This window comes from Sphingorhabdus sp. (assembly GCF_044338195.1).
Classification (GTDB): Bacteria; Pseudomonadota; Alphaproteobacteria; order Sphingomonadales; family Sphingomonadaceae; genus Sphingorhabdus_B.
The window spans coordinates 21405-46921 of the sequence record NZ_JBIIMC010000003.1 but is presented as its reverse complement, the minus strand read 5'-3'; the positions used below and the strand labels follow the sequence as shown (position 1 = coordinate 46921).

21 protein-coding genes are annotated in these 25517 nt (G+C 55.7%); 10 read left to right on the top strand and 11 right to left on the bottom strand.

The features are described from left to right. Positions 1-19: 19 nt before the first annotated feature. From topA to plsY, 3 genes are all read right to left on the bottom strand, one after another. Positions 20-2563, bottom strand: a complete 2544-nt coding sequence (topA, locus tag ACIQZK_RS01540; protein ID WP_397574600.1) for a type I DNA topoisomerase — start codon at positions 2561-2563, stop codon at positions 20-22. Positions 2564-2643: 80 nt separating this feature from the next. After that, positions 2644-3738: a DNA-processing protein DprA gene (gene dprA / locus ACIQZK_RS01535; RefSeq protein WP_397574599.1), complete on the bottom strand. Its 1095-nt coding sequence runs from the start codon at positions 3736-3738 to the stop codon at positions 2644-2646. 8 nt (positions 3739-3746) lie between these two features. Continuing rightward, the gene (gene plsY / locus ACIQZK_RS01530) at positions 3747-4346 is read right to left on the bottom strand and encodes a glycerol-3-phosphate 1-O-acyltransferase PlsY (protein WP_397574598.1); all 600 of its coding nucleotides are present in this window, start codon (positions 4344-4346) and stop codon (positions 3747-3749) included. 255 nt (positions 4347-4601) lie between these two features. On the opposite strand from plsY, the gene hemA reads away from it, so the two are divergent. Then, on the top strand, positions 4602-5861 hold the full coding sequence (gene hemA / locus ACIQZK_RS01525) for a 5-aminolevulinate synthase (RefSeq protein ID WP_397574597.1): 1260 nt from the start codon (positions 4602-4604) through the stop codon (positions 5859-5861). Here hemA and ACIQZK_RS01520 read toward each other — a convergent pair. Then, positions 5849-6835, bottom strand: coding sequence for a threonine/serine dehydratase (locus ACIQZK_RS01520; protein WP_397574596.1), 987 nt, complete (start codon positions 6833-6835; stop codon positions 5849-5851). The two genes, hemA and ACIQZK_RS01520, sit on opposite strands and share 13 nt — an antisense overlap. 54 nt (positions 6836-6889) lie before the next feature. Here ACIQZK_RS01520 and ACIQZK_RS01515 point away from each other — a divergent pair, with 54 nt between their 5' ends. The 5 genes from ACIQZK_RS01515 (at position 6890) to ACIQZK_RS01495 (ending at position 11561) form a co-directional block, all read left to right on the top strand. After that, positions 6890-8098, top strand: coding sequence for a saccharopine dehydrogenase family protein (locus ACIQZK_RS01515; protein ID WP_397574595.1), 1209 nt, complete (start codon positions 6890-6892; stop codon positions 8096-8098). After that, positions 8098-9252, top strand: coding sequence for a carboxynorspermidine decarboxylase (locus ACIQZK_RS01510; protein WP_397574594.1), 1155 nt, complete (start codon positions 8098-8100; stop codon positions 9250-9252). Before ACIQZK_RS01515 ends, ACIQZK_RS01510 begins: the two co-directional genes overlap by 1 nt. Positions 9253-9380: 128 nt before the next feature. Beyond that, positions 9381-10586 carry a type III PLP-dependent enzyme gene (locus ACIQZK_RS01505; protein WP_397574593.1) on the top strand — a complete coding sequence of 402 codons (1206 nt, stop codon included), beginning with the start codon at positions 9381-9383 and terminating at the stop codon, positions 10584-10586. Between the two features lie 67 nt (positions 10587-10653). After that, on the top strand, positions 10654-11082 hold the full coding sequence (locus ACIQZK_RS01500) for an MAPEG family protein (protein ID WP_397574592.1): 429 nt from the start codon (positions 10654-10656) through the stop codon (positions 11080-11082). Between the two features lie 35 nt (positions 11083-11117). After that, positions 11118-11561: an MAPEG family protein gene (locus tag ACIQZK_RS01495; protein ID WP_397574591.1), complete on the top strand. Its 444-nt coding sequence runs from the start codon at positions 11118-11120 to the stop codon at positions 11559-11561. On the opposite strand, the gene ACIQZK_RS01490 is transcribed toward ACIQZK_RS01495, so the two are convergent. From ACIQZK_RS01490 to ACIQZK_RS01465, 6 genes are all read right to left on the bottom strand, one after another. After that, a complete protein-coding gene (locus ACIQZK_RS01490; protein WP_397574590.1) occupies positions 11558-12757 on the bottom strand; it encodes a class I SAM-dependent RNA methyltransferase in 1200 nt (399 codons plus the stop codon). The genes ACIQZK_RS01495 and ACIQZK_RS01490 overlap by 4 nt on opposite strands. A gap of 142 nt (positions 12758-12899) precedes the next feature. After that, positions 12900-14621, bottom strand: coding sequence for a dihydroxy-acid dehydratase (ilvD, locus tag ACIQZK_RS01485; RefSeq protein WP_397574589.1), 1722 nt, complete (start codon positions 14619-14621; stop codon positions 12900-12902). Between the two features lie 36 nt (positions 14622-14657). Then, positions 14658-15392 (bottom strand): N-formylglutamate amidohydrolase, encoded by a 735-nt coding sequence (locus ACIQZK_RS01480; protein ID WP_397574675.1) that lies wholly within the window; start codon positions 15390-15392, stop codon positions 14658-14660. Beyond that, positions 15392-16222, bottom strand: coding sequence for a 4-(cytidine 5'-diphospho)-2-C-methyl-D-erythritol kinase (locus tag ACIQZK_RS01475; protein WP_397574588.1), 831 nt, complete (start codon positions 16220-16222; stop codon positions 15392-15394). Before ACIQZK_RS01475 ends, ACIQZK_RS01480 begins: the two co-directional genes overlap by 1 nt. After that, positions 16222-17871, bottom strand: coding sequence for a tetratricopeptide repeat protein (locus ACIQZK_RS01470; protein WP_397574587.1), 1650 nt, complete (start codon positions 17869-17871; stop codon positions 16222-16224). Before ACIQZK_RS01470 ends, ACIQZK_RS01475 begins: the two co-directional genes overlap by 1 nt. Then, a complete protein-coding gene (locus ACIQZK_RS01465) occupies positions 17846-19486 on the bottom strand; it encodes an electron transfer flavoprotein-ubiquinone oxidoreductase (RefSeq protein WP_397574586.1) in 1641 nt (546 codons plus the stop codon). The genes ACIQZK_RS01470 and ACIQZK_RS01465 overlap by 26 nt, the downstream gene beginning before the upstream one ends. 114 nt (positions 19487-19600) lie before the next feature. Between ACIQZK_RS01465 and ACIQZK_RS01460 the strand changes: the two genes are divergently transcribed. The 4 genes from ACIQZK_RS01460 (at position 19601) to ACIQZK_RS01445 (ending at position 23819) form a co-directional block, all read left to right on the top strand. Then, positions 19601-20362: a uracil-DNA glycosylase family protein gene (locus tag ACIQZK_RS01460; RefSeq protein ID WP_397574585.1), complete on the top strand. Its 762-nt coding sequence runs from the start codon at positions 19601-19603 to the stop codon at positions 20360-20362. 23 nt (positions 20363-20385) lie between these two features. Continuing rightward, entirely contained in the window at positions 20386-22128 is a 1743-nt protein-coding gene (locus ACIQZK_RS01455; RefSeq protein ID WP_397574584.1) for a lytic transglycosylase domain-containing protein, read from the top strand. 4 nt (positions 22129-22132) lie between these two features. Further along, positions 22133-22642 carry a molybdenum cofactor biosynthesis protein B gene (moaB, locus tag ACIQZK_RS01450; RefSeq protein ID WP_397574583.1) on the top strand — a complete coding sequence of 170 codons (510 nt, stop codon included), beginning with the start codon at positions 22133-22135 and terminating at the stop codon, positions 22640-22642. Between the two features lie 88 nt (positions 22643-22730). Next, a complete protein-coding gene (locus ACIQZK_RS01445) occupies positions 22731-23819 on the top strand; it encodes a PA0069 family radical SAM protein (RefSeq protein WP_397574582.1) in 1089 nt (362 codons plus the stop codon). 37 nt (positions 23820-23856) lie between these two features. Here the strand turns inward: ACIQZK_RS01445 and ACIQZK_RS01440 are convergent, their stop codons facing one another. After that, on the bottom strand, positions 23857-25455 hold the full coding sequence (locus tag ACIQZK_RS01440) for a long-chain fatty acid--CoA ligase (RefSeq protein WP_397574581.1): 1599 nt from the start codon (positions 25453-25455) through the stop codon (positions 23857-23859). Positions 25456-25517: the final 62 nt, after the last annotated feature.

Here is a 25517-nt window from a genome sequence, read left to right as displayed (position 1 = left end):
GGGAATGACAAAATTGGAACTATTTCGCTGTTTTTGCCTTAGGTTTAGCTGCCGCCTTTTTCTTAGGTGCAGCCTTTTTCTTCGGCGCCGCTTTCTTTTTTGTTTTTGATGGCATGGCCGCGCGTGCGTCGATCAATTGCGCAGCTTCCTCCAGCGTGAGTTCGTCGGGTGCAATCGACTTGGGCAAAGTCGCGTTGGTCGTACCGTCGGTCACATAAGGCCCAAAGCGGCCTTCCATCAGCTTAAGTTCAGCCTCGGTACGTGGATGCTTTCCAAGCTCCTTAAGCGGAGCACGTGCAGCGCCGCGACCGCGACCCGGATTGGCGGCCGCCTCGGCAAGCTTTGCCACTGCACTGTTCATGCCCGTTTCGAACACTTCGCTCGTCGACTGCAACCGCGCATATTTCCCATTATGCGCCAGATATGGCCCATAACGCCCAATGCTGGCTGTTATCGGCTCACCGCTTTCGGGGTGGGTTCCAACCGTGCGCGGCAAGGACAGTAGCTTTACCGCCCACTCCAGGCCGATATCCTCAGCAGGAATATCTTTCGGGATAGATGCGCGCTTGGCGTCTTTGCCTTCGCCCATTTCGAAATAGGGACCAAAACGACCTGATTTGCGGCTAACCTCCAACTGCGTTTCTGGATGTTGACCAAGCACTTCAGGGCCTGTGTCCTCGCCATTTTCGCCACCGGGCTGTGCAAATTTCCGCGTGTATTTGCAATCCGGATAATTGGAACACGCGACAAAAGCGCCAAATTTGCCACCACGAAGGGCAAGTCTGCCCGCACCGCATTTCGGGCATAGGCGCGGGTCAGTGCCATCTTCACGCTCAGGAAACAAATACGGCGACAGGAAGATATCCAGCTCAGCGGTTACCTCGGAAGGCTTTTGCTCCATGACTTCAGCCGTCTTTGGCTTAAAATCACGCCAGAATGATTCCAGAAACGCCTGCCAATTTGCACGACCGCCGCTGATTTCATCAAGCTGATCCTCCAGCCCTGCGGTATAATCATAAGCGACATAGCGTTCAAAAAACCGTTCAAGAAATGCTGTGAGAAGTCGGCCCGATTCCTCTGCAAAAAAACGATTTTTTTCGACACGGACATATGCCCTGTCTTTCAGAACCTGAATGGTCGACGCATATGTCGATGGACGACCAATACCCAACTCTTCCAAACGCTTTACGAGCGTAGCTTCGGAAAAACGCGGAGGTGGTTGTGTGAAATGCTGCGCTTTCTCAACGGCATGCTTCGCGGGCGCATCGCCGACGGACATCGCTGGCAAAATCGCACCATCTTCGCTCTCGCTATCGTCCAGACCTTCTTCGTAAACGGCCAAGAAACCGGGGAATTTCATAACCTGACCTGTGGCGCGGAGCGCGGTCTGTCCGGTGCCGTCAACCAGATCAACCGTGGTTCGCTCCATCCGTGCTGACGCCATCTGGCTGGCCATCGCGCGTTTGTAGATCAGGTCATACAAACGGCCATGATCGCCGGAACCTGCCTTATCCTTGGAGAAATCGGTCGGACGAATGGCTTCGTGGGCTTCTTGCGCGTTTTTGGCTTTGCTTTGGTAGACCCGCGGTTTGTCGGGCAGATAGCCGCTGTCAAAGCGGTCGGAGATCGTTTTACGCGCGGCGGAAATGGCACTGTGGTCCATTTGGACACCGTCCGTACGCATATAGGTGATCGCACCATCTTCATACAGCCCTTGCGCAATCCGCATGGTGTGACTGGCCGAAAAGCCTAGCTTGCGCGCGGCTTCCTGCTGAAGTGTGGATGTCGTAAATGGTGGCTGTGGGTTGCGCGTGACCGGCTTTGTTTCAACAGAATCGACGGTGAACTTACCTGCCTCGACCGCGGCGCGCGCTTGCTCTGCCTCGACCTCGGTTTTCAAATCCATTTTATCGAGTTTTTTGCCGAGATATTGGGTCAGGCGGGCATCGAACTTTTGCCCCTTATGCTCCATTGCAGCCTTCACCGACCAATATTCCTGCGCACGAAACGCTTCGATCTCGCGCTCGCGCTCAACGATTAAGCGCAGGGCAACCGACTGGACACGACCAGCGGACTTTGCGCCCGGCAGTTTGCGCCACAATACCGGCGACAGCGTAAAGCCAACCAGATAATCCAATGCACGGCGCGCGCGATAGGCGTCGATCAGGTCGATATCCAACGCCCGCGGATGCTTCATGGCGTCGGTGACAGCCTGTTTGGTAATCGCGTTGAAGGTCACGCGCCCCACATTTGCAGGCAGCGCCTTTTTCTTGGCGAGCACTTCCTGCACATGCCAGCTGATGGCTTCGCCTTCACGGTCAGGGTCGGTTGCGAGAATTAAGCCGTCGGCCTTTTTGGCTTCGTCGGTTATCGCCTTGAGCTGCTTTGCTTTGTCAGCATAATTATCCCACAGCATTTCAAAGCCATTTTCAGGATCAACAGAACCATCCTTGGGCGGCAAATCGCGGATATGTCCGTAGGACGCCAGAACCTTGAACCCGGGGCCCAAATATTTCTCGATTGTCTTGGCTTTTGCAGGTGATTCAACGATGACTAATTGCATGATAATATGAGCTTTTCTAAAATCTCTCGCGTACGCGTATAGGCTGATGGGGTTGGAGGGGTGTCGTCAAGACGAAAATTTCATGCAGCGAAACGTACTTTTCCGCCTGCCCCGCGCTCCAGTTTTCCAGCCAGTTCCATTTCGAGCAGAACCATCTGCACATTGGCTTGGCTGCTGCCCGATTGGCGCACCAATTCATCCACCGAAACATAGGTCATGCCCATCAGGTCGATGACGGCTTGTCGCTCGTCATTGATGTCGTCGCCGATAGTTGCCGGATCAGATGGAACATATCGCGCCGGCGCCGCACGCATCCGGTGATCCAATGGCCGGACAAGTTCGGATATTTCTTCGGCATTCTGCACAAGCGTTGCGCCTTCGCGAATAAGCTGGTTACAGCCCCGCGATCTTGGATCAAGTGGCGACCCCGGAATGGCCATAACTTCACGCCCGGCTTCTGCGGCAAGCCGAGCGGTAATCAGCGATCCGGATTTGGGGGCAGCCTCAACCACAACGGTGCCCGCCGATATCCCTGCAATAATCCGGTTGCGATATGGAAAATGCCGCGCGCGGGGCTCCGTGCCCGGCGGTTGTTCGGCGATGAGCAAACCACGTTCGGCGATGGCTTCCTGAAGCGCCTTGTTCTCCGGCGGATAAACAACATCGATACCGCCTGCGATCACCGCAATCGTTCCGCCTTCGATTGAACCTGCGTGCGCGGCGGTATCAATACCCCGCGCCAGTCCGGAGACGACCGGGAATTCCATTTGGCCAAGATCATAGGCCAGCTGCCGTGCGAACTGACACGCGCCAGCCGACGCGTTGCGCGCACCAACGATGGAAATGGCCACGCGATTGAGCAGCCCCAAATCGCCCTTCACACACAAGACGGGCGGCGCATTGTCCAAGTGCGACAGCAAAGATGGATATTCAGGATCGCCAATGAATATGTGACGCCCGCCAAATCTCTCAACAATTTGCAATTCGTGGGTGACAGAGGCTTCGTCGGCAAGCAGCGACGAAACCCCACCGCCGCGACGAACGAGGTCAGGCAAAGCCTCCAGCGCAGCCTTTGCGCTACCAAAGCGGCTAATGAGCTGGCGATAACTAACAGGACCAATATTGGGGGATCTAATGAGCCGAAGCTTATCAAATTGTTCCTGGCTGCCTCCCATATCCGCGGTCAGCTTTTGCTTTTGCCGATACGCGGTTCGGTGCCGTCCATCAGGTTTTCGATATTCGTCCGATGTTTCCAAAACACGATCAACGTGCATGCGACCAAAAGGGCCACCAAGTCATATCGGCCGAAATAAGCCGCGGCTATCGGCGCGCATAAAGCGGCCAGCAGTCCCGCGAGTGAAGATATTCGGAAAATCACGAGCGCGCCAATCCAAGCGATGGCGTAAACAACGCCGCCTTGCCAAAACAGCCCGAACATGATGCCGGCATAGGTCGCAACACCCTTACCGCCTTTGAAACCCAGCCATACAGGGTACAAATGCCCAAAGAACGCGCCTGCAGCTGCAAATACTGCGCCGCCCGGCAGATAATGGGTGGCGATAAAGACTGCGAAGAAACCTTTTAGCAGGTCGAGCAACAGAGTCAGTGCGGCAAGCCCCTTGCGTCCGGTCCGCAACACATTGGTCGCACCGATATTGCCCGAGCCGATGTTCCTTATATCGCCGCCGCCAGCCGCTTTGGTCAGCAACAACCCAAACGGGATTGCGCCGAGCAGATAGCCAAGCAGAAGACCCGCAATCATGTTGAACCCAATATCATCCATTGGTCGAATCCCCTCAATAGCTGCATTACGTAACTGTTTTGTTCCACCCGCTCAAGGCCACTGACGTGTCCGCCAGCGTGACCAGCTTTGGCCTGACACCAACACAGAAGGTATAGCTGTCCCGCCCTATCGCGTTTTGGTTTGTCGCAAATCAAATCACTCTAAGCGAAAATATCGCATAGAAGCGTCCATTATCCGGCTTGTTGCAAGTCGTTCGCGCTGGATTTTTCCATTTCCGGGGACTAATGGGCGTCGATGTGCCGCAGCAGCGGCTTAAACCCGGGGTTAGTATCCGTGAATTACGATGCTGTTTTCGAAAAAGCGATTGACCGTCTTCATGCCGAAGGGCGCTACCGCGTGTTTATCGATATTTTGCGGAACAAGGGCAATTATCCCAACGCGCGCTGCTTTGCCGGACATAACGGCCCCAAGGACATCACCGTGTGGTGTTCAAACGACTATCTCTGCATGGGGCAGCACCCCAAAGTCATCACCGCTATGGAAGACGCGTTGCATGACGTAGGCGCTGGCTCTGGCGGAACGCGCAATATTGGCGGCAACACACATTATCACGTCGAACTCGAGCATGAGCTTGCCGATTTGCATTGCAAGGATGGCGCATTGCTGTTCACGTCGGGCTATGTGTCCAACGATGCAACGCTGTCGACATTGGCCAAGGTATTGCCCGGATGCATCATCTATTCCGATGAATTGAACCACGCTTCCATGATTGCCGGTATTCGCAACGCCGGCTGTGAAAAGCGCGTTTGGCGGCACAATGATCTGGCGCATTTGGAAGAGCTGCTCGCGGCCGATGATCCAGAGGCACCGAAGCTAATTGCCTTTGAAAGCGTGTATTCGATGGACGGCGACGTTGCGCCTATCGCCGCCGTTTGTGATTTGGCCGACAAGTATAACGCGCTCACTTATTGCGACGAGGTGCACGCCGTTGGCATGTACGGCGCGCGTGGCGGCGGCATTAGTGAACGTGATGAAGTCGCCGACCGCGTAACGATCATTGAAGGCACGCTGGGCAAGGCATTTGGCGTGATGGGCGGGTATATTGCCGCTGATCAAAAGATTATTGACGTCATTCGGTCCTACGCACCCGGATTTATCTTTACGACATCGCTCTCGCCTGTGCTGGTGGCGGGCGTATTGGCATCGGTCCGTCACCTGAAGGTATCGAGCGAGGAGCGCACCGCGCAGCACGCCAATGCCGCAATGTTGAAAACGTTATTTGCCGATGCGGGATTGCCCGTCATGGTCAGCAATACGCATATCGTGCCATTGATGGTCGGCGATCCCGTGAAGGCCAAGAAGATCAGCGACATATTGCTCGCGGAATATGGCGTATATGTTCAACCGATCAACTACCCCACTGTGCCCCGCGGCACGGAGCGGTTGCGCTTTACGCCGGGTCCGCAGCACACCGAGGCTATGATGCGCGATTTAACGCGCGCATTGATTGAAATATGGGGCCGGATGGATATCCGCGCGGCTCAGGCTGCTTGAGCCAAAAGCTGCACAAAGGTTTCCCGGTCTACATTCCCGCCTGATAACGTAACCGCGGTTACTGGCTTTACGTCTATCTTTCCGGCAAGAACGGCCGCGAGCGCAACGGCACCGCCGGGCTCGACCACGAGGTGGAGTTTCTCAAACACCAACCGCATCGCTGCAGCCACTTCTGCGGTGGTTACCGACACGCCCTGTGACACCCGGTTGCGTAAGACGTCGAAGTTTATGGGGTAAGTCTGCGGTGTCTGTAAGGCATCGCAATAGGTTGGGTGGAGAAGGTCTTTAACGGGCAAAATCTCGCCCGCTTCAAGCGAACGGATGATATCATCCCAGCCTTCAGGCTCAACGATCGCGATGTCCGCGTCGGGGCAGGCAAGCGCAAGGCCAGAGGCAAGACCGCCGCCACCGCAACAGGAAACAATCAAATCTGGCCCCGATATGCCAAGGCTTTGCAGCTGTTCGGCGATCTCGATGCCGGCAGTGCCCTGCCCTTCGATGACCCACGGATCACCAAAGGCATGCACAAGGGTCGCATTGCTCTGTGCAATCAACCCGGCGGCCACTTTCTCACGCGATTCCGTTGCGCGGTCATACAACACAACTTGCGCGCCAAGCGCCCTTGTCGCCTCAAGCTTCATACGCGGGGCGTTCGAGGGCATGACGATGGTTGCCGATATGCCCAGCTTCTTCGCGGCCCAGGCGACGCCCTGCGCATGATTGCCACTGGATACACCAACGACGCCGCGCGCGCGCTCATCCGCGTTCAAATCGGAAAGCCGATGCCACGCGCCGCGAATCTTGAACGCGCCGATGGGCTGAAGCATTTCGGCCTTGCACCAAATCGTTACACCATCGACCTCAACCGGCAGCAAGGGCGTTTTTGGCAGAATAGCAGCGATCTTGGCCATCGCCCGCTGCACCCCTTCGTGCGTTGGCGTTGTGATGGCTGCAGCCAATTCTTGTTCTGTCATAAAAGGCCCCTATATGCGTGCGCTGAACGAATCTCTGATAAGAGGAAATGGGATATGAGCAAGGTATTGGTAATTGGCGCTGGTGGCGTTGGATCGGTTGCGGTCCACAAAATGGCCATGAATCAGGACATCTTCAGCCATATCAGCCTTGCAAGCCGGACAAAGTCGAAGTGCGATGCGATTGCAGCTTCGGTCAAGGAGCGCACGGGCGTCGTTATCGACACTTATGGCCTTGATGCAGATGATGTTGCTGCGACAACCGCTTTGCTGAACCAGATTAAGCCAAGCCTCGTCGTCAACCTCGCGCTCCCTTACCAAGACCTCAACATCATGGACGCCTGCCTTGCTGCGGGCGTGCATTATATGGACACCGCGAACTATGAACCGCTGGATGTCGCCAAGTTCGAATATCACTGGCAATGGGCATATCAGGATCGTTTCAAGGATGCCGGCTTGGCCGCTTTATTGGGTTCAGGCTTTGACCCCGGCGTGACATCAGTGTTCACGACCTATTTGAAAAAGCATCACTTTGATCGCATCGACACGCTCGATATTCTCGATTGCAATGGCGGCGACCATGGTCAGGCCTTTGCCACCAACTTCAATCCGGAAATCAACATCCGTGAAGTCACTGCCGTCGCGCGCCATTGGGAAAATGGTGCCTGGGTCGAAACCCCCGCAATGTCGGTGAAGCAGAGCTTTGACTTTGAAGCGGTTGGCCCAAAGAACATGTATCTGATGTACCATGAGGAAATCGAAAGCCTCAAAACCCATCTGCCCGAAATCAAGCGTATCCGTTTCTGGATGACCTTTGGTGACGCATATATCACCCACCTGAATGTCCTTCAGGCGGTTGGCATGACCCGGATTGATCCTGTCATGTATGAAGGCAAGGAAATCATTCCGCTTCAGTTCCTAAAGGCCGTGCTGCCTGAACCTGCATCGCTTGGCCCGACAACCAAGGGCAAGACCAACATTGGCTGTATCGCCACTGGCCTTGGCAAGGACGGCAAGGAAAAGACGCTCTACATCTACAATATCTGCGACCATGAAGATGCCTATGCCGAAACGGGCAATCAGGCGGTCAGCTATACCACGGGCGTGCCAGCGATGATTGGCGCCGCCATGCTGCTCACGGGCAAATGGTCCGGTGCGGGCGTTTGGAACATTGAACAGTTCGATCCCGATCCCTTCATGGACATGCTCAACGCGCATGGTCTGCCTTGGCAGGTGAAGGAACTGGACGGGCCGCTGACGTTCTAATGGAAACCAAGGCCGGCGATCCTGGCGCATTTGCGCATTTCGACCTGTATCGCGTCCCATCGCCGGCATTTGTCGTGGATGAAGCGGCGCTGCGGCGGAACCTTGCTATCCTCGCGGATGTAAAGGCACGGTCCGGTGCGAAAATTCTATGCGCGATGAAGGCGTTTTCCATGTGGAAAGTTGCGCCCATCATCGGCGAATATCTCGATGGCGTATGCAGCTCGGGTCTGTGGGAATCGCGGCTTGCCCGCGATTACTACAAAGGCGAGATCGCAACCTATTGTGCTGGCTATAAAGAAGCAGACATGGCCGAAATCATCGAGATTTCTGATCATGTCATTTTCAATAGCCCCCGCCAACATCAACGTTTCGCAGCATTCCTGAATGACGGCGTGGATGTCGGGCTTCGGCTCAACCCCGAACATGCCGAGGGTGAAGTTGCGAAATATGACCCCTGCTCACCCGGTTCGCGCCTTGGCTTTCCTGTAAGCCAGTTGAGGCGAGAACATTTGGACGGCGTGTCCGGTCTGCATTTCCACACCTTGTGTGAGCAGGATTTTGAACCGCTCAAGCGCACATGGGAGGCGCTGAAGCCACAGATAGCGCCCTATTTTGGCCAGTTGCGTTGGCTGAACTTTGGTGGCGGACATCACATCACCCGCGCGGATTATCAGCGTGACGACCTTGTGGCATTCATTCAGCAAGTCCGCGCCGAAACCGGTCTCGACGTCTATCTTGAACCCGGCGAAGCGATTGCGCTTGATACCGGCATATTGATCGGCGAGCTGCTCGATGTGTTCGAAAATGGTTTGCCCGTCGGCATCACCGATATCAGCGCGACCTGCCACATGCCGGACGTCATTGAGGCGCCTTACCGCCCCGCGATGCTTGGTGAGCTTCAGGACGGCCCTGCCGTGCGTCTGGGTGGCCCAAGCTGCCTTGCTGGCGATATCATCGGCGACTACCGCCTTCCCGTCGCGGCAGAGGCCGGAGCGCGCTTCGCATTCCTTGATCAGGCGCATTATTCGATGGTGAAGACGAACACCTTCAACGGCGTGCCGCTTCCGTCCATCTGGCTTTGGAACAGCGACACAGACGCGTTGGAATGTGTCCGCGCATTCGACTGGACCGAGTTTAGGGACCGGCTCAGCTAAAAACGCAACGAATCACTTTACATACCCCCCCGCTTTTCATAAGGGACGCGTCCGCTGCCCCAGGGGGACTTCCAATAACCGCAAGGCAGCCTTGTTGTTTCACGTTATTTTTTTGGGGGTCCCTTGAGTTGCACGAGTATCTTGACGCTTTAGCTGTAGTCCGCGCCCAGCGCCCTGACGAACCTATCACGCTCCTTCGCCCGCATGCCGCTTCGCGCGCCGCCCGTTTCTTCGTTGAGAAGTTTCAGGGTAAGTCGCTGTACGCGGTAAAGGCCAATCCTTCGCCTGCATTGCTTGAGACTTTGTGGGACGCGGGCATCACGCATTATGACGTCGCGTCGCTTGGCGAAGTGCGTTTGGTGAGCAAATTCCTACCGGATGCAAAGCTGTGCTTCATGCATCCCGTGAAAAGCGAACGCGCCATTGCGCAAGCTTACCACAACCATAATGTGCGCACATTCAGCCTCGACAGCCATGAGGAATTGGAAAAGATCGTGCGTGCCACCGATGGCGCAACGGATCTCGAGCTATGCGTGCGTATTCGCGTGTCATCAGAACATGCGAAACTCAGCCTTGCGTCAAAATTCGGCGCAGACCCAGCCGAAGTAGCAGACCTGCTCGTCGCGACCCGTCAGGTCGCCGACAGCTTGGGCATTTGCTTCCACGTTGGAAGTCAGGCCATGACGCCCGCCGCTTATGCCGAAGCCATGGGGCATGTTCGTGCCGCCATCGTTGAAGCATCGGTCACGGTTGACATCGTTGACGTGGGCGGCGGTTTCCCATCGGTTTATCCCGGCATGGAGCCACCGGCGCTTGAGGGCTATTTCGACGTCATCCACAATTGCTTCGAAGATCTTCCGATCAGCTACTCCGCCGAACTATGGTGTGAGCCGGGCCGCGCATTGTGCGCCGAATATGCGTCGTTGCTGGTGAAGGTCGAAAAACGCCGCGGCCAAGAATTGTTCATCAACGACGGTGCTTATGGGTCGCTGTTTGATGCAGCGCACATCGGCTGGCGCTTCCCTGTGGCGCTTCAGCGTTCGGACACGTCAATTGGTACCCAGATGGCTGAATTCAGCTTCTACGGGCCTACCTGCGACGATATGGACCATATGGCGGGGCCCTTCATCCTTCCCGATGACGTGCAAGCCGGTGACTATATCGAAGTCGGCATGCTGGGCGCATATGGCTGCGCGATGCGGACGGAGTTTAATGGCTTTGGCGAGACTGACACGGTTCCGGTCGAAGACGAACCCATGGCAAGCCTTTATGCCGAGTTGCCAGCCAATGACGCGAGCAATGTTGTGAAGATCGGCAAGCGGTCCGCGCAATAAGTTGCAATTGACAATCAATGTTACGTGAAGCACCCTTCCAATTATAAAAACTGGGAGGGTTTTCATTATGGATACGTCGATTTTAGCACCAGCAGCGGCGTTGGTCGTCTGGTCAATCATCATGCTTTTTTGGATGGCGGGAACGCGCCTTCCTGCAATGTCGAAGATCGGCATGGACCTTAGCAAGGCCGCACCGGGCGGACGTGGTCAGGATATCGATCCGCATGTATCACCATCGGTTGCCTGGAAATCGCACAATTACACGCATTTGATGGAACAGCCGACCATCTTTTATGCAACGATCATGATCCTAGCGATTTCCGGCGGGGCAACATCACTGTCGGTGTCGCTGGCATGGGGTTATACCGTGTTGCGCGTCATTCACAGCATTTGGCAGGCAACAATCAACACGGTGGCAATACGCTTCGTGTTTTTCCTGCTGTCGAGCCTGTGCCTGACGATACTGGCAGTCCAAGCGCTGCTGGCGACGATCTGAAGATGGTATGAATTTGTTTTAAGGGGAGAGTGGATATGAATAGTGCAATATTAGGACCAGTCGTCGCGCTTGCGGCATGGACGATGATTATCTGGATATGGATGTATGCCACGCGCATACCCGCCATGAACCGCGCAGGGATTGACGGCGCAAAGATTGTTGGTTCTTCCGCCGGGGCCTTGCGCGATGCGCTGGCTGCCAAAGGCGAAGAAAAAGCCTCATGGGTCGCAGACAATTACAACCACTTACACGAAGCACCTACGGTGTTTTATGCGGTATGTTTGACACTTGCCATGGTTGGCCAAGGCGACAATCTGAATGCAACGATTGCTTGGGTGTATGTCGGCCTTCGCGTGGCACATAGCTTGGTACAAATTTTGTCGAACCGCGTTATCATTCGGTTTGGACTGTTTGCACTGTCGTCATTGGCACTCATGATGCTCGTCGCACATGCCGTAATGGCGGTGCTTTTGCACTAACGGGTGAATTGCCCAACAAGCTCGATATGGGTTGACCAGCGGAATTGCCCGACAGGCCAAATCCGCTGCAACCTGTATCCAGCGGCCACCAATGTTTTTGCATCCCGCGCGAAACTCGCCGGATTACAGCTAACATAAGCAATCGACGGAACCGTGGAAGCCGCAAGGTTCGCCACCTGCTCCTTTGCGCCCGCGCGCGGCGGATCAAGCACGACGGTCTGGAACCGGTTCAGTTCCTCAGGTGACAGCGGCCGGCGGAACAGGTCACGATGTTCCGCAAATATAGTGCGGCCTGACCGGCCCGCAGCAGCCTTGAGCGCCAGACTGGCCTGAAGATCAGCCTCACCTGCGTAAATCTTGCGCCCAGCGCCCATCGACAACGCAAATGTCCCTGAACCCGCGAATAAATCCGCCACGATGGTGTCTTCGCCGATAATCTCATTTACCGCCTGCACCAGAGCCGCCTCGCCATCCAAAGTCGCCTGCAGGAAACCATAAGGCTGGTAACCCACAGCAACACCGCCCAGCGTGACTGTAACAGGCTCTGGCTCATAAAATGGAACGGGGCCATAGCCTTCATCCAGCGACAGGCGCGCAAGACCATAGGTTTTCGAAAATTCCGACAAGGTCTCATGCGTATCAAGATCATTGGCGATCCAGTTTTCGATCAACACGTCAACGCCTTGATCTACCATCGCCAATTTGATCTGAACCTGACGCGCGCGGTTCAGCCGTGGTTCCAGCAGGCTGCGCAGCGGCTTAAGCAGTGCGAACAGTTCTGGCGTCACGACGTCACATTGCCTTAAGTCAATGATACGGTGACTTTTTTCGGTGCTGAATCCCAGTTGAAACTGTTTTCCTGCCCATGCCGAACGGACCGCAATGCGCCGGCGGGTGGCGGGGGGAGACAGATGGACGGGCATCACTTCGCCGATGTCGACCTGCTGCGTCGCCAGCGCATGTGTAACGCGCTCTGCAACAAACAAGCGCAGGCTGTCTTCATCAAGATGCTGCAATTGGCATCCGCCGCATAATGGGAAATGCTGGCACGGCGGCGTTGCGTGATGCGGTCCGTGGATTAATCCGCCTGCGGGATCGACGATGTCACCGGGGGCTGCATGCGCGACATAGCGTCCATTTGCAGTTACGCCGTCGCCGCGCGCTGCGACCCTGATAATCTCTTCTGTGATGCTCATAGCGCCCCATGCCCGTGAAGGCGCGCGCAATCAACCGGCGTCTTTGCTTGCGCCATTTTCGGCAGCAATTTGCTGGGTCAGGACCGCAGCGTCCCCGCCGCAGCAAGCTAGGCTGGCCAGCAGCAAAGTTACCGCCGCATATTTAGATATCGGCAAAGACATGCGTTTCGGCGCTGCCACCAGGATGCGTGACTGCGCCTTTATACGCAGGGCCGACATTTTGTGCATAGCGCCATATGGCACCTGACCCATAATCGGTGGCGCGGGGAGCCCAATGTTTGCGCCGTTCTTCAAGGACTTCGGCGGGCACATTGAGGTCGATAACACCGGTTTCGGCATCAATCATGATCTCGTCGCCATCCTCAATCAGCGCGATGGGTCCGCATTCAGCCGCTTCGGGGCCAACATGGCCAATGCAGAAGCCGCGTGTAGCGCCAGAGAAGCGTCCGTCGGTGATGAGCGCAACCTTCTCGCCCATGCCCTGCCCGTATAGAGCGGCTGTGGTCGAAAGCATTTCGCGCATGCCGGGACCGCCCTTGGGTCCCTCATAACGGATGACAATGACCGAACCTTCGCGGATTTCGCGTGCTTCAACCGCGGCAAAGCAATCTTCTTCGCAGTCAAAAACCTGTGCCGGGCCTGTAAATGTCAGGCGGTCCATACCCGCGACCTTCACGATTGCCCCATCTGGTGCCAATGTGCCGCGAAGGCCAACGACGCCACCCGTTGGCGTTATTGGCGCCGTTGCAGGGTAAATCACCTTCTGGTTGGGATTCCATGTGATTTCATCGATATTTTCGCCAAGCGTCTTGCCGGTGACGGTCATGCAGTTGCCATACAAAAGCCCTTCGGCCAGCAACGACTTCATCAGCATGTACACACCGCCCGCATCGTACATGTCGCGGGCCACAAATTGTCCGCCCGGCTGCAAATCCGCCATATAAGGTGTTGTTTTGAACGCCTCGGCCACGTCGAACAGATCAAATGAGATTCCCGCTTCATGCGCCATTGCGGGCAAATGCAGCGCACCATTGGTTGAACCACCGGTGGCAGCAACAATTCTTGCCGCATTTACAAAGGCTTCACGCGTACAGATGTCACGCGGTCTAATGTTTTTCGCCAACAAATCCATCACCTGAACCCCTGCAGCATGCGCAATTTGGTCACGTGTTGAATAAGGCGCAGGCGCCATGTTGCTGTTGGGAAGCGAAAGGCCAATCGCCTCGCCCACACATGCCATAGTGTTTGCGGTATATTGACCGCCACAGGCTCCGTGCCCTGGGCAGGCAACGCGCTCAAGCTCTTCAACCTCCGACAATGGGCACGCACCCGCTGCATATTTGCCAACGATTTCAAAGACGTCCTTAACGGTCACGTCCTTGTCGTGATAGCGACCGGGAAGGATGGAGCCGCCATAGACAAAGATAGACGGCACATTCAGCCGGAGCATCGCCATCATGATCCCGGGCAGTGACTTGTCGCAACCTGCAAAGCCAACCAGCGCGTCATAGCAGTGCCCACGCACCGACAACTCAACCGAATCCGCAATAACTTCACGGCTCACGAGCGAGGACTTCATGCCCTGATGGCCCATGGCGATGCCGTCGGTTACTGTGATGGTATTGAACCGGCGCGGCATGCCGCCGCCCTGCTCTACGCCCTTACGCGCGATGTCCGCTTGCGCATCCAATGTTGTATTGCATGGCGCACTGTCATTGCCTGCCGACACAACGCCTACAAATGGGCGTGCAATTTCTTCAGCGGTCAAACCCATTGCGTAATAATAGCTGCGGTGTGGTGCGCGTTCCGGGCCAACTGAAACGTGGCGGCTGGGCAATTTGGATTTGTCGAATTGGTTTGGCATGATGGTCTCCATTATCGCCGCGGCCTTTACGCGTTTTTATGTGGTTAAGCCAAGCTGTTCCGAAACAAAATGGCACATTCCCGACAAAATATGTGCAAATCTTGCTTGCCCTGCAGCATCGCCAACCAAATCCTGTCGCATTTCAATCCCGATATAGGGAATGTCGTTGGCCTCGGCATGCCGGTTCATCGTCGCGTTCAGCAATTTGCCTGAATAAGGAAGCTGATCACCGACGTTGAGGCCGGCATCCTGTAAGAACGGGATCGCGGTTTTCGATGCTACTTCGTGCGCATTGTAGAGCACACCAACATCCCATGGGCGCGCCTCTTCGGGCCGCGTCTTCAATGCGGGCGTAAAACTGTGCAGCGACAATATGAGTGCTGGCCGGCACTCCAGCAAAATCGTTTCTAGCCGGTCATGATAGGGCCGGTGATATCGCGCGATCCGGTCCGCGCGCTGTTTTGCGTCCAATTCATTGCCCGGGATGTGACGTCCATCGCTTTCGCTTGGGATAGCGCCTGCTTCGCCTTCCTCGCGGTTTAGGTCGACGACCAGACGAGAGTATCGTCCGAGGAACGCGGCAAAACGCGCGTCTTGCGTCAATATATGCGCAACCGGGTCAACGCCAATGTCCCACGCAATATGGGCATTGAGGTTTTCGGCGCCCAATCCCAACACAACGTCGCCGGGAACCGCATTCGATGCATGGTCGCCAATGATTAGGAAACCACCGCTTTTGGGTTCGCCCAATATCCGGAATGGATCCACCATCATCGCAGCTGGGTTCCCATCGACCACCAAAGAGGATCCAGACGCGAAATGGCCGCTTCCAAATCCTCGGCGTCCGCAAAAAGCGCGAAACAGGTGGCGCCTGATCCCGACATGCGAGCCATGGCCGGGTTGGCGCGTGCCAGCACGTCCAAAATGTCTGTAATGGCGGGACAAATACCCGCCGCGATGGTTTCAAGGTCGTTACGCCCTGATAAGGCAGCTTGCCAAATGTCGCGCCGCGCAACTGGTCCTTTGTCCTGACCGTCCCATGCCTTAAAAATGGCGCCTGTCGATACCGACTGCAACGGGTTGACCAGTAACAGGTGCCGCGCAGGCACATTGCTGTCATCGCGCAATTCAAGCGCTGTTCCGGTGCCGCTGCCAAAGCTCGTGCGGCTAAAAATGCAGGCGGGAATGTCGGCACCCAGCGGTGCCAATATATCCGCAAGTTCCTGCTCGCTTGCCTGAATATCCCACAGCCGGTTCAACAACCGTGCCGCTGCCGCAGCATCGGCCGAACCGCCGCCGATACCCGACGCTATTGGCAGGTTTTTTGTGAGACGAATGGATGCCCCGCTGGTGATGGAAAAATGCGCGCGAAGCCGGTTCGCGGCTTGCATGACCAGATTATCGTCATCGGTAGAAAGTCCGCTGCCAAAGGGGCCGTCGATCGTGAGGTCGAGTGTATCGGAAAGCGATGCCTGCAACTGATCGCCATGCTGTGCAAAGGCAAACAAGGTTTCAATGTCATGGTAGCCGTCTTCGCGGCGTCGACGCACGTGTAGCGCCAAATTGATCTTGGCATAGGCGGTCTCGGCATCCACTGGCATCACTTAGCCGCCCTTATGTCGCCGGGCAGGCCTGCTTCCAACTTTGATGAAATACGCGAGGCAACCGCTGCGTCCGCCGAGATTGCCGCGCTATTCCATGCATGTCGCGCGTCACGCCGGCGACCTGCCTGCCAATATGCGTCACCCAGATGCTCGAAAATTGTCGCGTCAGCATCTTCGATCGACGCGGCTTTTTCCAACATGGTTACGGCGTCAATATATTTGCCGTTTTGGAACAAAGCCCAGCCGAGCGAGTCTGCATAAGCCGATGATGTTGGCTCTGCTTCATATGCACGCCGCACAAATGCCTCTGCGTTGATCACGTCCTCGCCCCGCTCCAGCATAGCATAGCCGAGATAATTCAGCGCGCTCGCATTGGATGGATCTAAAACGATCGCATTTCGAAGCTCCCGTTGGGCTTCATCCCATTGACCATTATCGTCCAACGCGCTGGCGAACATAAGATGAAATGAGGCGCGACTTTGCGGTGCCTGACGTTTGAAGTCATCCAAGTCCATTGCGATGCGATATTGGGCGATAGCCTCTGGCAGACGCCCATTTTGCTGAAACATCTGGCCAAGGAAGGTTGCGCGCGCAGCCGAATTGGCATTCCCATCATAACTGAGGCGCGCCAGTTCAACTGCGCCATCATTGTCACCCATATCGCGTAACAACGCCGCCTTTGCGAAAACGGCGCGTGTCCAATAGGGCGAAGCTGACGGAATTTTATCCAAAAGTGCAACTGCGTCACGGCCGCCAGATAATTCGCCCAACGCATGTGCCGTTGTGATGACGGCAGGCGGATATTCCGGCGCGGTCCATAGGGCCAAGCGTGCAAGTGCCAGGCCGGGTTCCGGCACCCCCTGTTCAATCAGTGAGGTTGCGATCCGCACATATAATGCCGCGAGCCCGATATTGGGGCTGATATTCGATTTAGGTCCGTTAGCTTCATTAAACTGGCCAGCGAACTCGGAGCCCATCGCGGTTCCAAGCATTGCATTTGCAAAAGCGGCGTCGCCTTTAGCCGCCAAAACGGGGGCGGCGTTGATGAAGAGATCGCGCATGGCATCGCCGCCAACCGAGACCATGTTTCGCAATCCCAATTTCGCTTTGGCATTTTGGCCCGTGGCGAGATCAAGATACACGATCTGGTCAACGGCGTAGAAATTGAAAAATGGGTCCGTATTTCCCTGTTTGAGGGTCAAGTCATGCGTGCCCGTCTTCGCGACGGACACCCAAGCGCGCAATATGGGCGCCATAAAACCAAAATTGCTGCGGGCTTCCAATTCATCGATTGCCAACAACGCCATGGACCAACGACGCTTTTGAAAGGCGTCGGTGAATAGAAGCAACGGTCCCTCGGGCGGAACGTCATTCTTCAGTTCCCGAACGCGAATGGCCTGCAGTGCTGCCGCAAAGTCACCTTGCCGCACAGCATTTTGGTAGACTCGCTTCGCCAATGTCTCGCTGTCGGAAGACTTTTCAAACAGCCTGAGGTAACCCGCCAACGCCTCCCCGTGACGCGCGTCAAACTCTGCCGCACGCGCATTTGCGTAGGCGATGACGCCGTCATCAACGGAGGCATAAGCTGGCGCCGCACATAAAAAGAGCGCGGCGGTCAGCTTACATATTGGGGTAATTCGGCCCACCGCCACCCTCCGGCGTGACCCAATTGATATTCTGATTAGGGTCTTTGATGTCGCAGGTTTTGCAATGTACGCAGTTCTGGGCGTTAATCTGATAGCGTGGGTCTTTGCCCTCTTCCTCAATCCATTCATACACGCCTGCTGGGCAATAGCGGGTCGATGGGCCGGCGAATTCCATGAATTCGCTGTTCTTTTGCAGGTCCATATCCTTGACCTGCAAATGGATGGGCTGATCTTCGGCATGGTTGGTGTTTGACAGGAATACCGACGACAATCGGTCAAAGCTGAATACGCCATCTGGCTTTGGATAATCGATCCGTTCGCCTTGGTTCTTCTTTTTCAGCGCCTTGTGATCTGGATGATGCTTCATGGTGAATGGCATGCGGATACCAAAGTTTTCGAGCCACATGTTCACGCCCGCGAGCATCGTTCCAACCACATTGCCGTATTTTTCAACCAGCGGCAGCACGTTGCGCACCATATGCAGTTCTTTGGAGACCCAGCTATTGTCATATCCGGTTTGGTAAGCCGTCAACTCGTCATGTTCGCGGCCCGCGGCCAGTGCTTCAACAACGGCATCTGCGGCCAACATGCCGGACTTCATTGCGGTATGCGTGCCCTTAATCCGTGGCACGTTTACGAAACCTGCCGAACAACCGATCAACGCGCCGCCCGCAAATGCCAACTTCGGCACCGACTGCCAGCCACCGTCGCTAATCGCGCGCGCGCCATAGGAAACGCGCTTGCCACCGGCCAAAATCTTCTTGACCTCCGGATGGGTTTTCCAGCGCTGCAGTTCTTCAAAGGGTGACAGATATGGGTTGGAATAGTTCAACCAAACCACAAAGCCTAAGGCCACTTGGTTGTTCGCTTGATGGTACAGGAATGCGCCACCATTTGCGTCGGTCAATGGCCAACCTTGGCTGTGAATGACGCGGCCTGCCGAATGCTGTTCCGCAGGAATATCCCACAATTCTTTCAAACCAATGCCATAAACCTGTGGCTCGCAATCCTTGTCCAATCCGAACTGCGGTTTAATCAACTTGGTTAGATGCCCACGCACACCTTCGGCAAAGAAGGTATATTTCGCATGCAGTTCCATTCCGGGCATGTAATCGTCTTTGTGGCTGCCATCGCGCGCAACGCCCATGTCGCCTGTCGCCACGCCCTTGACCGAGCCGTCCGCATTATACAGAATTTCTGCAGCCGAAAATCCGGGGAAGATTTCTACGCCCAGATTTTCCGCCTGCCCCGCAAGCCAGCGGCACAAATTGCCCAGCGAGCCTGTGTAGGTGCCTTTATTGTGCATGAAACCCGGCGTCAGGAAATGCGGCATGTTAAACTTGCCGGTCTTGGTCATTATCCAATGCTGGTTGTCGTTCACGGGTGTATCCGCCAATGGGCAGCCCATCGTGCGCCAATCCGGAAGCAGCTCGTCAAGCGCCTTTGGATCTATGACAGCGCCGGATAAAATATGCGCGCCAACCTCAGAACCTTTTTCCAATATGCAAACGCTGGTGTTGGGTGACTGCTGCTTAATGCGTATCGCCGCGGATAAACCTGCTGGCCCCGCACCAACAATAACAACATCATATGGCATCGACTCGCGTTCACTCATTGCCTTTATCCTTTACCCGGCATGTAAATCAGGCCATCCGAATTTTCGGACAGCTCGTGGAAATTGCCATGCCAAGCAATTGACCCTGTCGTCAACAAGTGACTGAAGGGATTTATGGGAGATCGTGCAGAAACTGCAGCCTTGGCGGCTGTTGAATCACTAACTGGCTGGTGGACGCTGGCTGGTGTGGATTCTGCCGTGGGCGAGGAGACGGTCAACTGGTTGGCCGCCGACGAAGTCACGAATCCTGCAAAACAGGCTGCCACAGCCAATAACAGTGCCGCCAATGTCCCTGTCGTGCCGCAAATTCCATCCATTCCCTGGCCCAATGATATTGCAAACTTACGGCAGATGGTCCGCGATGGCGCGCCACTTCCTGGCAATGACCTCGGCCCCGTTCATATCCCGCCCATTGGCCCGGAAAACACCGCGATAGTCATCATTTCGGATTTGCCCGATTTGGCAGATGCCGACGAAGCAACCGCGGGAACGTCTGCGGTGCACATTTTGCTGGAACGTATGTTGGCGGCAATTGGTATCAACATCTCGGATTGCTACCGGACGTGGCTTGCAACCACGGTACCGGCGACGGGGGAGCTTCCCGATCACATGCTGCCGGAATTGGGCCATTATATGCGCCATCAACTCGGCCTCATTAAACCCAGTTCGGTGATTTTGCTCGGTTCATCCGCCTGCAAGGCTCTGTTAGACGCTGATCTTATGAACGCCCGCGCAGAATTACGGAATGTTAACCATGATGGCCGCAATATCGCCGCATTGACGACATTCCATCCGCGTACGCTCATTGCGCGGCCTACCATGAAGGCACAGGCATGGAGAGATCTGCAGATGTTTGCAAAAAGGGATGCCTTGTGAGCGCAAACACACGCCTTAGCAGAATGCGCGCGCTTAGGTGGCTTGGTCCACTTTTGGCGTTGTCACCCGTGGCTGCTGCGCATGCAACCACCAGCGAGGGCTTTCGCGCCATCGTTTCTACGCAGGTTGCTCCGACGGTTTTGGATGCCAAAGAAAAGGCCGTCTTTTCGGCCATTTACGACGCAATTCGAAACCAGAAATGGGATGAGGCTGCGCGGTTAATCGATGAAGCCCCGCAAGGTCCAATGGCCGCGATGGCACGCGCCGAATTATATCTTGCCCCCGACAGCCCAAAGGTTGAGGTCGCGCAATTGCACGATCTTTTGCAGTCGGCACCCTATCTTCCGCAAGCGGAGCAGCTTGCGACAATGGCGCGCAAGCGTGGCGCGGATATTCTTCCCGAACGCCCGGGCATCCGCCGTTTCTCATGGCTCGGCGGTGCACCAAAGCGCGATTTGCCCGCAAACGCGGCGGGTGATGCTATTCGCAGCGAGCTTCAGCAGTTTATCAAAGACGATCAGCCTTTGGCCGCAGAACAATATCTGGAAACCAAGGCCGAAGAGCTTTCACCTGAAGCATTGACCGAGCTTCAATACCGCGTCGCTTGGTCTTATTATATCGAAAATGATGACCAGTCTGCCAAACGTGTGGCGTCACTCGCGCGCACGGCCGGTGGCGAATGGGGCACGCAGGCGGCATGGGTGCATGGTTTGGCGTCGTGGCGGTTGGGTGAATATGCCGAGGCGTATGAAGCATTTGATGTGGTCTCACGCCTTGCTGCCAATGACGACCTAAAGGCAGCAGGCTTGTTTTGGGGTGCGCGCGCGGCGATGGCGGCGAAATATCCACAATTTGTGCAGCCAAAAATGCAAAAAGCGGCGCAGCTGCCCGAAACCTTTTATGGTCTGTTGGCGAGTGAAGCGCTCGGCATGGAGCCCATTGCCCGCAGGGCAGCCAAAGTTGCAAAGCTTGATTGGGCCAGCCTGAAAGATCAGCCAAATGCAATCCTTGCCGTTGGTTTAGCCGAAATTGGCCAAACGAAACTTGCCGATGAAGCCTTGCGGCATCAGGCGCGCATCGGTGATGCAAGGCAGCATACAAATTTGGCGCAGCTGGCCGGATCGCTGAACCTTGCCTCCACGCAGTTTTGGCTGGGTCATTATGGGCCCACACGCAACCAGAGCAATGCCATGGCACGCTATCCCATGCCGAATTGGGAACCACTCGGCGGCTGGCGCGTAACGCCTGCGCTTGTCTACGCACATACGTTGCAAGAGTCGAATTTCCGCACTGATGTTATCAGCCCAGCCGGCGCACGTGGGCTTATGCAAGTGCGGCCCGGCACCGCGCAGGATATGGCGCGGGCACGGGGCGCGACCTTTACTGCTTCGCAATTGGATCGTCCTTCGATCAATCTAGAATATGGACAATCCTATCTCGAAAAATTGCGCGATTTGCCCGCCACGGGTGGCCTGCTGCCCAAGGTGATTGCGGCCTATAATGCAGGCCCCGTCCCGCTTGCGCGTTGGAACAGCGAAATTCGGGACAATGGCGATCCGCTGCTTTTCATTGAATCCATCCCATATTGGGAAACGCGGGGCTATGTCGCGATTATCCTGCGCAATTATTGGATCTATGAAATGCGGGCAAACAAGGCGTCGGGCAGCTTAAAAGGGCTCGCCCAATATATGTGGCCGAAATTTCCGGATGCCAATGGCACCGTAACCGCGCGTCGCGTCACAGGAGGCTCCATTGCCGCTCGATAACAACATGGCTTTCAAACCCGTCAATATTGCCCTTCTGACGGTATCCGACACGCGTGGACCTGGTGATGACACCAGCGGCGATTTATTGGCCGAACGTATCAAAACGGCGGGGCATAAGATTATCGAACGCGCAATTTTGCGTGACGATACCGCGCTGATCACCGCCCGCCTGCACAATTGGATTGATGACGAGCATATCGACGTTGTCATATCCACCGGCGGCACAGGCCTCACCGGGCGCGATGTGACGCCGGAGGCGCTGGACCGCGTTAAGACCAAGGATATTCCTGGGTTTGGCGAGCTATTTCGTTGGCTGAGCTTCGCCAGCATTGGCACATCGACCATACAGTCACGCGCCTGCGCAGTATTGGCACGCGGCACCTATATCTTTGCCCTGCCCGGCTCAAATGGCGCGGTGAAGGATGGATGGGACCAGATTTTGGTCCATCAGCTGGATAACCGGCACCGCCCCTGCAATTTCGTCGAACTGATGCCGCGCCTGTCCGAGAGGTAAATGCGCAGAATACTGCCGTTCGTGCTGCGATTGCGTTGAACGCATTTTTGTTCTTTATATGTTCTCATTCTTATGGCATAATTTGCCTATGGAGAATGTCGTCGAACGCAATGTTACAAAAGGACGTGGGGCGCCCACAAACGCGGTGCCAACCCGATTTAACCTCAATAACCGTGTTGCCGACGGAGACTGGCTGGACGCGCGCGAAGCGTTAGATGGCGGGAAGCCTACGCTTAAGACGACGGTGACCGAAGAGTTCGCCAAATCCATTCTTTCACTCAACAATTCTCCCGACGTCCCCTTTGACCGGTCGGTAAACGCATATCGCGGGTGCGAGCATGGCTGCGTCTATTGTTTTGCACGCCCAACGCACGCCTATCATGACCTGTCGCCGGGGTTGGACTTCGAAAGCCGTCTTTTCGCCAAGCCAAACGCAGCGGACATCTTGCGCAAAACGATTGCCAAGCCGGGATATCGGCCAGCGCCGATCGCGATCGGAACCAATACCGATCCGTATCAGCCGATTGAGCGCACCTATCGCATCACGCGATCGATCTTGGCGCTGATGGTCGAAACATCACACCCCATTGTCATCACAACAAAATCCGCACGCGTAGTTGATGATATCGACCTGCTAAGCCAGCTGGCGTCAAAGCAACTGACGGGTGTTGCGATATCGGTAACCTCGCTTGATGCGAAACTTGCGCGGACATTGGAACCCAGAGCATCATCGCCGATGACCAGACTTGCGGCGGTACGCAAACTTTCAGACGCGGGTATCTATGTGCATGTGAATATCGCACCGATTATCCCGGCGGTAACTGATTATGAGATTGAGGCAATCGCGGCGGCGGCCGCGGAATATGGTGCTACCAGCATCAGTTCGATACCCATCCGCCTTCCGCATGAAGTCGCGCCCTTGTTCCGCGACTGGCTTGACGTCCATTTCCCCGACCGCGCGGCGAAGGTCATGAATATCATTCGCGATATGCGCGGCGGGAAAGACAATGATGCCGAATTTTTCTCACGGATGAAGGGCCATGGTCCTTGGGCCGACCTGATACGCACCCGTATGCAAGTCGCGCGAAAGAAACATGGCTTGGACGGTTCCAAATGGCATGTCAGAACTGACCTGTTCGTGCCGCCAAATATGAATGGGCAGCTGAGCCTGTTTTGAAAATCTCACAAACACGGCTGCCCAGAACTTTTGGGGATCAATCCTCTAAAACAAAATCCTTGAACTGCTGACGCAGCGCAACCTTCTGGATCTTGCCGGTGCCGGTGTGTGGCAGCTCGTCAACGAACAGCACCCGGTCTGGCATCCACCATTTTACGATCCGTTCGGCGAGATATGCTTTCACCGTGGCTTCATCGACCTCCGCGCCGGGCTTCTTGACGGCCACGAGCACAGGGCGTTCATCCCATTTGGGATGCGGAACGCCAATCGCGCCGGCCTCCGCAATTCCGGGACATCCTACGGCGATATTTTCCAACTCAACTGAGCTAATCCATTCACCGCCCGATTTGATAACATCCTTGACGCGGTCGGTGATCTGCATCGTACCATCGGGGTGCAGAACGGAAACGTCACCGGTATCAAACCACTGGTCGGCGTCGACCGTATCTGCCTCAGCCTTGAAATAACGTTTAATGACCCAAGGCCCACGTATTTGAAGCGCGCCCGATGTCACGCCGTCCCGCGGGGCGACATTGCCGTCCTTATCAATGACACGCAGTTCGACACCAAATGGCGTTCTGCCCTGCTTACAGACAATGTCGATTTGCTCATCAAGTGTCAGGTCATCCCAGTTGGGTGTGGGGGCGCCCATTGTGCCAATCGGTGACGTTTCGGTCATGCCCCATGCGTGCGATACGCGGACATTTGCCTTCATGAGGCGTTCGATCATCGCGCGCGGCGCAGCGGAACCGCCGATAGTGACAAGGCGCAATTTGCCGAGCGTCGCATCGCGTCCAGCGGCAGCCTCTGCATCCAAATGCGCGAACATGGCGAGCCAAACGGTCGGAACACCGGCGCTATGCGTAACGCCTTCCTTCAGCATCAGCCCGTGCAAGGTCGCCGCATCATTGGTGGTTGAAAAGACGAATTTAACGCCCGCTGCCGCCCCTGCAAATGGCAAACCCCAGCTCGCCGCATGGAACATCGGCACGATGGGCAACAAAGCCGCCTGCGGGCTGAGATCGAATATGCTCGGGGCGATTTCAGCCATGGCGTGCAGCATCGTCGAGCGGTGTTGATACAATACACCCTTTGGATTTCCTGTCGTACCGCTGGTATAGCAGAGCATACATGGATCACGCTCGTCACCGGTCGCCCATTCATAATTGCCGTCCTGGCCGTTGATCAACGCGCCGTAGCTGTCGTCGCGGTCAAACACGATATAATGTTCAACCGTCTTCAGATGCGGCTTTATGCGGTCGATAATGGGCTGGAACATGGCATCATACATCAACACCTTATCTTCGGCGTGGTTCATGATGTAGATCAGGTCTTCATCGAACAGCCGGACGTTGACCGTGTGAATGACGCCGCCAAAACCAATGGCTCCGTACCAAGTGGCAAGGTGCCGATGGTGGTTCATGGCAAAGGTTGCGATCCTGTCCCCTTTTTGCAGGCCAAAGCCAGCAAAGGCTTGCGACAGCTTACGAGCTTCGGCCGCAACACCCGCCCAGCATGTCCGTTCAAGCGTGCCGTCAGCCCAACGGGTTACGATTTCGCGCGTGCCATGCTCCCGCGCTGCATAATCAATTAAGTGGGTTACCCGAAGGTCCCAATCCTGCATCGTGCCGTACATCAAAGCTCTCCCTCATCTGACGTTGCCAATATTCTTAGCGTATATTTCGGTGTTTGTTGCTG

What these genes read in the sequence shown, in the direction of transcription:
- topA (WP_397574600.1), bottom strand. Translation starts at nt 2,563, where the DNA reads ATGCAATTAGTCATCGTTGAATCACCTGCAAAAGCCAAGACAATCGAG.
- dprA (WP_397574599.1), bottom strand. Translation starts at nt 3,738, where the DNA reads ATGGGAGGCAGCCAGGAACAATTTGATAAGCTTCGGCTCATTAGATCC.
- plsY (WP_397574598.1), bottom strand. Translation starts at nt 4,346, where the DNA reads ATGGATGATATTGGGTTCAACATGATTGCGGGTCTTCTGCTTGGCTAT.
- hemA (WP_397574597.1), top strand. Translation starts at nt 4,602, where the DNA reads ATGTGCCGCAGCAGCGGCTTAAACCCGGGGTTAGTATCCGTGAATTAC.
- ACIQZK_RS01520 (WP_397574596.1), bottom strand. Translation starts at nt 6,835, where the DNA reads ATGACAGAACAAGAATTGGCTGCAGCCATCACAACGCCAACGCACGAA.
- ACIQZK_RS01515 (WP_397574595.1), top strand. Translation starts at nt 6,890, where the DNA reads ATGAGCAAGGTATTGGTAATTGGCGCTGGTGGCGTTGGATCGGTTGCG.
- ACIQZK_RS01510 (WP_397574594.1), top strand. Translation starts at nt 8,098, where the DNA reads ATGGAAACCAAGGCCGGCGATCCTGGCGCATTTGCGCATTTCGACCTG.
- ACIQZK_RS01500 (WP_397574592.1), top strand. Translation starts at nt 10,654, where the DNA reads ATGGATACGTCGATTTTAGCACCAGCAGCGGCGTTGGTCGTCTGGTCA.
- ACIQZK_RS01495 (WP_397574591.1), top strand. Translation starts at nt 11,118, where the DNA reads ATGAATAGTGCAATATTAGGACCAGTCGTCGCGCTTGCGGCATGGACG.
- ACIQZK_RS01490 (WP_397574590.1), bottom strand. Translation starts at nt 12,757, where the DNA reads ATGAGCATCACAGAAGAGATTATCAGGGTCGCAGCGCGCGGCGACGGC.
- ilvD (WP_397574589.1), bottom strand. Translation starts at nt 14,621, where the DNA reads ATGCCAAACCAATTCGACAAATCCAAATTGCCCAGCCGCCACGTTTCA.
- ACIQZK_RS01480 (WP_397574675.1), bottom strand. Translation starts at nt 15,392, where the DNA reads ATGGTGGATCCATTCCGGATATTGGGCGAACCCAAAAGCGGTGGTTTC.
- ACIQZK_RS01475 (WP_397574588.1), bottom strand. Translation starts at nt 16,222, where the DNA reads ATGCCAGTGGATGCCGAGACCGCCTATGCCAAGATCAATTTGGCGCTA.
- ACIQZK_RS01465 (WP_397574586.1), bottom strand. Translation starts at nt 19,486, where the DNA reads ATGAGTGAACGCGAGTCGATGCCATATGATGTTGTTATTGTTGGTGCG.
- ACIQZK_RS01460 (WP_397574585.1), top strand. Translation starts at nt 19,601, where the DNA reads ATGGGAGATCGTGCAGAAACTGCAGCCTTGGCGGCTGTTGAATCACTA.
- ACIQZK_RS01455 (WP_397574584.1), top strand. Translation starts at nt 20,386, where the DNA reads ATGCGCGCGCTTAGGTGGCTTGGTCCACTTTTGGCGTTGTCACCCGTG.
- moaB (WP_397574583.1), top strand. Translation starts at nt 22,133, where the DNA reads ATGGCTTTCAAACCCGTCAATATTGCCCTTCTGACGGTATCCGACACG.
- ACIQZK_RS01445 (WP_397574582.1), top strand. Translation starts at nt 22,731, where the DNA reads ATGGAGAATGTCGTCGAACGCAATGTTACAAAAGGACGTGGGGCGCCC.
- ACIQZK_RS01440 (WP_397574581.1), bottom strand. Translation starts at nt 25,455, where the DNA reads ATGTACGGCACGATGCAGGATTGGGACCTTCGGGTAACCCACTTAATT.